Source organism: Holdemanella sp. (genome assembly GCF_056804935.1).
In genome coordinates this window covers 898-9,946 of record NZ_DBMEXE010000029.1, presented here as the reverse complement: position 1 = coordinate 9,946, position 9,049 = coordinate 898, and the positions used below count along the sequence as shown (strand labels likewise).

Here is a 9,049-nt window from a genome sequence, read left to right as displayed (position 1 = left end):
AGAACGAACTGCCTTCAAGAAAGATTCTTCAAAGTTACGTCCAATGGACATAATTTCACCAGTTGCCTTCATTTGTGTTCCTAAATGACGATCCGCATTAGGGAATTTATCAAATGGGAAACGTGCAAATTTCGTTACAATATAGTCTAATGCAGGTTCAAAACATGCATAACTTGTTTTAGTAATTGGGTTAATAATTTCATCTAAACCTAAACCAACCGCTAATTTAGCACTAATCTTCGCAATTGGATATCCTGTTGCCTTACTAGCTAGAGCAGATGAACGAGATACACGAGGATTAACTTCGATGACATAATATTTGAAACTATCTGGATTCAACGCCAACTGAACGTTACATCCACCACAGATCTTCAATGCACGAATGATTTTTAAAGATGCATTACGAAGCATTTGATTTTCACGATCTGTCAAAGTTTGAACTGGCGCAACAACCGTACTGTCTCCAGTATGCACACCTACTGGATCAATATTTTCCATGTTACATACAACAATCGCATTATCTTTGGCATCGCGCATTACTTCATATTCAATTTCTTTATATCCTGCAATACTTTGTTCAATCAAACATTGATGAACTGGACTTGCCTTTAATCCAGAATCACAAATTTCACGAAGTTCAGCCTCATCATCGGCGAAACCTCCACCCGTTCCACCAAGTGTATAAGCTGGACGAACAACTAATGGATATCCTTCGCGTTTTGCGAATTCAACAGCTTCTTCTACTGTATGAACAATCATACTTTCTGGTACTGGCTCATTGATTTCCTGCATTAAAGAACGGAACAATTCACGATCTTCTGCACGGTTGATTGCATGTAAGTCTGTACCTAAAATTTCTACACCAAACTCATCTAAGATTCCATCTTCATGTAATTCTACAACTAGGTTTAATCCTGTTTGACCACCTAATGATCCTAAAATGGCATCGGGTCTTTCTTTATAAATAACTCTTTTTGCGAAATCAACAGTCAAAGGTTCAATATAAACACGGTCTGCGATGGCTGTATCTGTCATGATTGTGGCAGGGTTTGAGTTAATCAAAATAACTTCATATCCTTCTTCACGAAGGGATTGACATGCCTGACTTCCGGCATAATCAAATTCAGCAGCCTGACCAATGATAATTGGACCAGAACCGATCACTAAGATTTTTTTGATATCTGTACGTTTAGGCATTTTTATTCTCCTCCATTAATTCAATAAATTGATCAAACAAGTAACGAGAATCTTCAGGTCCTGCACTTGCTTCTGGATGATATTGCACCGCAAAACATGGGTAATCTTTATGGCGAACACCTTCACAACTCTTATCATTTAATGCTTGGTGTGTCATTTCCAAACGCGTATCCTTCAAGCTATCAATATCTACCGCAAAGCCATGGTTTTGAGAAGTAATTTCTACTTTACCTGTTGAAAGATTAACTACAGGATGGTTAGCTCCACGGTGTCCAAATTTCAATTTATATGTTTTTGCACCACAAGCCAAAGAAATCAACTGATGACCTAGACAAATTCCAAATACAACCGTTTGAGGAATCAATTCTTTAATCGTTTCAATAGCGACTTTTACATCGGTAGGATCACCAGGACCATTCGACAACATAACGCCATCTGGACGATAAGATAAGATTGTGCTTGCTGGTGTATCATATGGAACAATCACTAAATCACATCCACGTTTTGACAGTTCACGAACAATACCTAATTTTGCCCCAAAATCCATCAATACAACTTTCTTACCACGATTTGGGATTGGGAATACTTTATTTGTCGAAACACGAGCCACTTGATCATGTAAGAAATCAGCGGCTTTTAAACCAGCAACTACCGCATCTACATTGGCATCCACATCAGCCATAACTGCCTTCATGGTACCTACGTTACGAATCTTCATTGTGATTTCACGTGTATCAATATCATAAATACCTGGAATATTTTCACGTTTTAAGAAATCATCTAATGTTTCTGAACATCTGAAATTGCTTGGAAATTCACAATAGTCCTTAACGACAAATCCAAATACACATGGAACCATGCTTTCATTATCATCACGGTTGATTCCATAGTTACCAATCAATGGATATGTCATCATTACAATTTGTCCACAATATGAATTATCTGTCAAAATTTCTTGATAACCCGTCATTGACGTATTAAATACCAATTCACCAATTTGGAAGTTGTCACTACCAAACGCTGTTCCGCGATATACACTTCCATCCTCTAAAATCAAAAGTCTTTCCATAATTTGTCCTTTCTGTTATTTACTCAAAAAAAAGATTAGCAAACAATACATTGCCAATCTTTAAATAGAACTATTAAAAAGTATAGCACTACGAAGAATACTATTCACCTCAACCGCTGACGTTTTTTTCACATACAAAGCTGGATTCTTGATCATACGTATCCTCCTTTTGAAAAAAATACTATATTTTCTCTGTTTAGTATACTACCACAAATCATAAAAATTTCAACAAGAAAAGTAAAAAAAAGATGTGATATCTCACACCTTATTTTGACATAGTTGCTTCAATTTCCTTATATGTTTCAACTGGGTTAGCACTCTTCGTAATTGAACGACCAACTACGATATAATCACAACCTTGTTCTTTCGCAAATGCAGGAGTCGCGACACGCTTTTGATCATCTTTAGAATCACTTGCCAAACGAATACCAGGAGTAACTGTTAAGAAGTCTTCTCCACAAGCTTCGTGAATCGCCTTAGCTTCATGTACGGAACATACAACACCATCTAAACCTGCTTCTTTGGCATTCTTCGCATATTTAATAACACAATCAATCACTTCACCTGGAATTCCTAATTCGTTATTCATAGCTTCTTTAGAAGTACTAGTAAGCTGAGTTACACCGATACACATAGGACGTTTTCCATCTTTAGCCCCTTCATTCAAACCATCAATGGCAGCCTTCATCATCGCAATACCACCAGCACAGTGTACATTGACAATATCTACACCTAAGTTCGCTAAGTTTTTCATTCCACCCTTAACTGTGTTTGGAATATCATGCAATTTCAAGTCTAAGAAAATGTGGTGACCCATTTCCTTCACTGTTTTTACCATTTCTAAACCACACGCATATGTTAATTCCATACCAATCTTTACATATACAGGTTCATCAAATTGTTTTAAGAAATCTACAACTTCTTCTTTACTAGAAAAATCTAGTGCTACAATTGTCTTACTCATTATTTAAAACTCCTTCCAACTGCTTCTTCAATATTCTTATATCCATATTTCTCTAATACTTTTGGAAGATCCTCAATGATTTTTGGACATACATAAGGATCCACAAAGTTTTGGGCACCCACTTCAACAGCACTTGCCCCAGCATTTAAGAATTCCAATACATCTTCTGCACAAGTAATTCCACCAACACCAATGATTGGAATATTTACAGCTTGTGCCACTTGATATACCATTCTTAATGCAACTGGCTTAATGGCAGGACCAGAAAGACCACCTGTCACATTGGCAAGTAATGGTTTTCCCGTCTTCAAATTGATGCGCATACCCATTAAAGTATTGATCAATACAATACCATCTGCACCGGCTTCTTCAACAGCTTTGGCAATTTCTACAATATCTGTTACGTTTGGTGAAAGCTTCACATATACAGGTTTTGTAGCTGCTTCCTTACAAATCTTTGTCACATGTGCTGCAAGCTCAGGTTTCGTTCCCAAACCAATACCACCATGTTTTACATTAGGACAAGAAATATTTAATTCATACGCCTTGATTACTGGCTGATCATTTAATTTCTTGATAACCTCTACATAATCTTCTTCACATGCACCCGCCACATTGGCCATGATTTCTGTATCATACTGTGCAAGGAATGGAAGTTCATTTTTGATAATTGAATCTACGCCCTTATTTTGTAGACCAATCGCATTCAACATTCCCATTGGAGTTTCGGCAATTCTTGGTGTAGGATTTCCAAAACGCTCTTGTGGCGTAGCCGATTTAATGGCAATACCACCTAATACACTCAAATCATATAGTTCGGCATATTCTTTACCAAATCCAAAACATCCACTAGCTGGAATAATTGGATTTTTTAAATTTAATCCAGGTAGTTTTACTGAAATATCCATTATAAAGCCACCTTTCCCATTTCAAATACAGGACCATCCTTACATACACGTAATGAATGTCCTTCTACATCTTTCACAACACATCCCATACAAGCACCTAGACCGCATGCCATACGAGCTTCTAATGAAATATAGCCTTCACTATATTGTTCATTGATTGCCTTCAACATAGGTAAAGGTCCACAACTTAACACAAATGGACATGTCACATTGTTTTCTTTGATCGCATCTAATGCTGTACCCTTTGTACCTAATGAACCATCCATGGTTGCGACATATACATCGCATCCTAAAGCCTTAAATTCATCCACATAGAATACGCTACCTGCATCATTTGCACCTAATACTACAGTTACACGTGCATCTTTACTTAAATATTGTTTGGCTGTTTCATATAGTGGTGGTACACCAACACCTCCACCAATCAACAACACTTCTTCTTTATCTTCAATTGGAAAACCATTTCCAAGTGGACCAAAGATATCTAATTTTCCTTCAAGTTCAGTCATTTTTAAAGTACCTTCACCAAGCACCTTGTAGATAATGACCAAAATATCTTCCTTAATTTCACTAATCGAGATGGGTCTTCGCAAATAGAAACCTGGAACTGTGATTTCAATGAATTGACCAGGCTTAGCTATTTTAGCTAAGTCTGTTTTCAATTCCATTTTCCAAATATCTTTTGCGATTTCCACATTCGACAGAATCTTCGCAAATTCCTGCATACTATTTCCCCATTTCATTCATAGAAACCATTGAGAAACTCAATGACTCTAAAACTTTCACTAATGCATTCGCTGTATCTAAACTTGTCATACAAGAAATGTTATTTTCTGCAGACACACGACGAATCAAGAATCCATCAGCACTTGTGTTCTTCTTATTAGACATTGTGTTAATGACAAAGTTTACACGTCCATTACGAATAATGTCTAGAACGTTTTTACCATCTTCTGTTTCAATCTTACTAGCACCATGAACATACAATCCTTCAGCTTCAAATAAGTCTGTCGTACCCTTTGTTGCATTGATTCCATATCCAATATTTGCGAAGCGTTTCGCCAATTCTAGTGCTTCTTGTTTATTCTCATCATCAATTGTCATTAATACATTTCCATGTTTTATCCTTTCCATACTGTTTTTCCATCTACAATGGTTTCCTTTACTTGCGCATTTACGCTCCAACCATTAAATGGCGTATTTTTCCCCATGGATTCAAATGTATCTATGTCGATCAAAGATTCATGTTCTAAATCTACTAAAACCAAATCGGCATTATAGCCCTCTTTAATTTGTCCTATATTCTCTAAGCCAAAACGCTTAGCAGGTGCAGCCGACATCCAATTTACCAATTGAGCCAATGTCCAACGCTTTTGGCGGTGAACAAACTCTGTGTATAGTAAGGCAAATGCGCTTTCTAATGAAACAATCCCAAATGGTGCTTTATCCATAGAACGCTTCTTTTCTTCAGAGGTGTGTGGTGCATGGTCATTGGCAATGCAATCCAATGTTCCGTTTTCCAAGCCTTCAATCAAAGCCATACGGTCTTCATGACTTCTTAAAGGTGGATTCATTTTCCAGTTTGGTCCAGCCACATCTTTATCTTCTAATAATAAGTGGTGTACTGTAACTTCAGCACTTACATTCGAACCTGATTCTTTTGCGTTTTTTAATGCTTCTACACTCTCTTTAGCTGAAATGTGGCAAGCATGATAAGCGTTTCCTATTTCTTTTGTGATTTCTAAATCACGAATCAATTGTGCACTTTCACAGGCACTTGGGATTCCAAGCCAGCCCTTAGATGTCACAACTTCACTGTCATGTACACAAGCCCCTGGTCTACGATAACTCATATCTTCTGTATGAGCTACAATCATGCAGTCATTTTCTTTCGCCTTTTCCATGGCTTCTTTCATGATTTCTGGTGTAGCTACCCCAACACCATCATCACTGAACCAGCGTACACCTAATTCTTTGATGCCCTTCATATCCACTACTTCTTTACTTGCCTCTTCTAATGTAATGCAAGCATATGGATATGTATGTACTACAGATTCTTTTTTGATTAATTGTTGATAGTCTTTCATTGTGTCTACATCATCTGGAAAAGGAATGACATTTGGCATCGCAAACACAGAAGTAAATCCTCCATGTGCCGCCGCTAAACTACCTGTATGAATGGTTTCTTTTTCACTGTGTCCAGGTTCTCTAAAATGCACATGTACATCCACTAATCCTGGAATTACAGTTAAGCCTGTGGCATCCACTGTATCACAGTCTTTCAAGATAGAATCATCAATCTGAATGATCTTTCCTTCGTCAATTAAAATATCTTTCTTTTCGAGACGATTGTCAATTAAAACTTGACCATTTTTGATTAAACGCATACTTATTTTTTCTCCTTGAATGGAGCAAAACCAAATCCACGTTTAATAACGGCCTTTCTAACCAACATACCATTGTGCATTTGTTCAAAAATTCTTGATTTTTCAGCTTCCACTAAATCCGTATCAATTTCAACACCACGATTAACAGGAGCTGGATGCATCACGATAGCCTTGTCTTTCATTCTTGCATAACGTTCTTTTGTAAGACCATACTTTTCTAAGTATTCACTATCTGTCATACCGGCCATTCCAGAACCTCTTTCTTTCTGGATACGAAGCATCATGACAACGTCTGCCCATTCAATGGCTTCATCAAAGTCAATTGTTGGATAGCCAGGTCTTTCCCATTCTTTTGGTCCGGCAAAACGAACGGTTGACCCTAATTTTTCTAAAGCTTCTTTATCACTGGCAGCCACTCTTGAATGTAAGATATCTCCACAGATTACTACATTTAAGCCTTCTAGTGTGCCAAACTCATTTTGCATAGTTAGTAAATCTAACAAGCATTGTGTTGGATGGTTTCCTGCACCATCTCCAGCATTTAAAATTGGAATATTGATATTTTCCAATTCTTTAAAATACTCATCTTGAGAATGACGGATCACCACCATGTCATACCCAATTGATTCAAATGTCTTTACTGTATCATAAAGAGTTTCTCCCTTTGTGACACTAGATGCTCCTGCCGCAAAATCGGCTACTTGGCATCCTAATTGGTGCTGTGCACTTTCGAATGAGAAATGTGTTCGAGTTGAAGCCTCAAAAAAAAGATTAGCAACCAATGCTTTCTGCATTGGTAATTGCCAATCTTTAAAGGAACTATTAAAAAGTCTAGCATCATCAAGAATGCTATAGATGTCTTCAACTGACAGATCTCTCATGGATAATAACGAATTTTTGTTCATATAATCCTCCTTGTGATCTTAAAAAAATGGATTTAAAAAGTCCCTTTTCAAATCCAATTTCTCTTTCATATATACTACCATAAATCATGGATTTTTCAACAATAAAATTCTTCAATACATCAAAGAACGAACTCTATTTACGACATATATGTTTAAACTATTTTTTGATTGCGATACACTCAATTTCTACCTTTGCATTTTTAGGTAATGCAGCTACTTCAAAGCAGCTTCGAGCAGGATATATACCATCAAAGTATTTCGCATATTCTTCATTTACTTTCGCGAAATCATTCATGTCATCCAATAATACGGTTGTCTTAACAATATCATCATATGTTAAGCCTGAAGCTTCTAATAATACACCAATATTTTCAAAGGCTTTCTGAGTTTGTTCAACAACATCTTCACTAACCAAATTTCCTTCTGTATTCACACCTAATTGTCCAGATAAAAATACGAGTCCTTCTGAAGCAATCCCTGCTGAATATGGTCCTAATGCCTTAGGTCCTTTTGTACTACTAATTTGTTGTTTCATTTTGTTTCTCCTAATCCAATAATTCTTTATCAATGATTTGAAAATTTGCTCTATGAATATACAAAGCCTTACCATCAATCATAAGCTTCGTCATCTTTGGTAAATTATCTGGAATCTTCCAATACACCTTATCTCCAGAGTAGGCGGCAATGGGCTGTCCTAATTGGGATTTAATGACTACAATTCTTCCTTTGCCAAACATATTTTTATACTTGTTGATAAAACGAGCAACCGATGTATTGTCTGATATTTGTCCATGTGTATTTGAATCAATATCTTCTTGTGTGAAATCCACATCCGGTGTTAAGCCTTTTTGTTCAAAAATACAAGTATCTCCACATGATTCTATTTCTTTCCCGTCTACCGTTATCGTAATTACACTTGATAATTCATAGCCACGGACAACATGTCCATCTTCATCATAGGAAGTAGACTCTACCGCATTACCTGTAATACTAATTTTATCTCCACTTGTCTCCATGACTTCACTACCATAATTATCATACGTATAGATCGTATATCCATTACCTACTAAATTGCCCTTGATATCATTAAGTGCTGATTGAAACATGCTACAACCACTCAATAATATACATAGGCATACTACACTTATTCTTTTTATATTCTTATTCATATTTCCCCCGTTTTATAATGAAGCCATTCAAAACGAATGACTTAACAATTATTTTATCAATAGCTTTCGGATTGATTCTTCACTTACTGAGAAGATGGAGGCGATAGCTTTAACCCCAAATCCCTTGTCCATCATTTTTTGATACATTTCAAGCTCCTCCTCTAATTCTTATAAATCCAACCATTCCACATCCATTAATGTCTAGACGACTCTTAATGAAAAGCTTATTTGCTGCATTCCAAGGCCTTTCTCCTGTATAAAATACTAGAATGTGCACCATTGGTAGTCTATCTTTAGCATTGTACATATAAGAAAAGAAGAGATTTTTTCTCTTCATATCAATTACTTAATACTCGTTTTAAATTTTCAACAGATATCGAACAAACCTTGGAAATCTCATTGACACTCATTCCATTCCTTAACATCGTCTTGTACAAAAGAACCTGCCCT

10 protein-coding genes are annotated in these 9,049 nt (G+C 36.5%); all 10 read right to left on the bottom strand.

The features are described from left to right. Positions 1-1,197, bottom strand: a 1,197-nt coding sequence (carB, locus tag ACZQCL_RS02685; RefSeq protein ID WP_482481787.1) for a carbamoyl-phosphate synthase large subunit, incomplete at its 3' end; no start/stop codon positions are given. Continuing rightward, positions 1,190-2,269: a glutamine-hydrolyzing carbamoyl-phosphate synthase small subunit gene (gene carA / locus ACZQCL_RS02680; protein ID WP_227992473.1), complete on the bottom strand. Its 1,080-nt coding sequence runs from the start codon at positions 2,267-2,269 to the stop codon at positions 1,190-1,192. The genes carA and carB, both read right to left, overlap by 8 nt. Positions 2,270-2,531: 262 nt before the next feature. Further along, positions 2,532-3,230, bottom strand: coding sequence for an orotidine-5'-phosphate decarboxylase (pyrF, locus tag ACZQCL_RS02675; protein WP_003866099.1), 699 nt, complete (start codon positions 3,228-3,230; stop codon positions 2,532-2,534). Continuing rightward, the gene (locus ACZQCL_RS02670) at positions 3,230-4,138 is read right to left on the bottom strand and encodes a dihydroorotate dehydrogenase (RefSeq protein ID WP_118114657.1); all 909 of its coding nucleotides are present in this window, start codon (positions 4,136-4,138) and stop codon (positions 3,230-3,232) included. Before ACZQCL_RS02670 ends, pyrF begins: the two co-directional genes overlap by 1 nt. Beyond that, positions 4,138-4,881, bottom strand: a complete 744-nt coding sequence (locus tag ACZQCL_RS02665; protein ID WP_195836719.1) for a dihydroorotate dehydrogenase electron transfer subunit — start codon at positions 4,879-4,881, stop codon at positions 4,138-4,140. Before ACZQCL_RS02665 ends, ACZQCL_RS02670 begins: the two co-directional genes overlap by 1 nt. Continuing rightward, entirely contained in the window at positions 4,865-5,272 is a 408-nt protein-coding gene (locus tag ACZQCL_RS02660; RefSeq protein WP_482481786.1) for a hypothetical protein, read from the bottom strand. Before ACZQCL_RS02660 ends, ACZQCL_RS02665 begins: the two co-directional genes overlap by 17 nt. Continuing rightward, the gene (locus ACZQCL_RS02655) at positions 5,260-6,525 is read right to left on the bottom strand and encodes a dihydroorotase (protein WP_288523440.1); all 1,266 of its coding nucleotides are present in this window, start codon (positions 6,523-6,525) and stop codon (positions 5,260-5,262) included. Before ACZQCL_RS02655 ends, ACZQCL_RS02660 begins: the two co-directional genes overlap by 13 nt. A gap of 2 nt (positions 6,526-6,527) precedes the next feature. Next, entirely contained in the window at positions 6,528-7,430 is a 903-nt protein-coding gene (locus ACZQCL_RS02650; RefSeq protein WP_227992467.1) for an aspartate carbamoyltransferase catalytic subunit, read from the bottom strand. A 157-nt stretch (positions 7,431-7,587) separates the two neighbouring features. Further along, on the bottom strand, positions 7,588-7,965 hold the full coding sequence (locus ACZQCL_RS02645; RefSeq protein ID WP_227992468.1) for a RidA family protein: 378 nt from the start codon (positions 7,963-7,965) through the stop codon (positions 7,588-7,590). A gap of 10 nt (positions 7,966-7,975) precedes the next feature. Next, positions 7,976-8,599: a DUF5052 family protein gene (locus ACZQCL_RS02640; RefSeq protein WP_418521517.1), complete on the bottom strand. Its 624-nt coding sequence runs from the start codon at positions 8,597-8,599 to the stop codon at positions 7,976-7,978. Between the last annotated feature and the right edge of the window lie 450 nt (positions 8,600-9,049).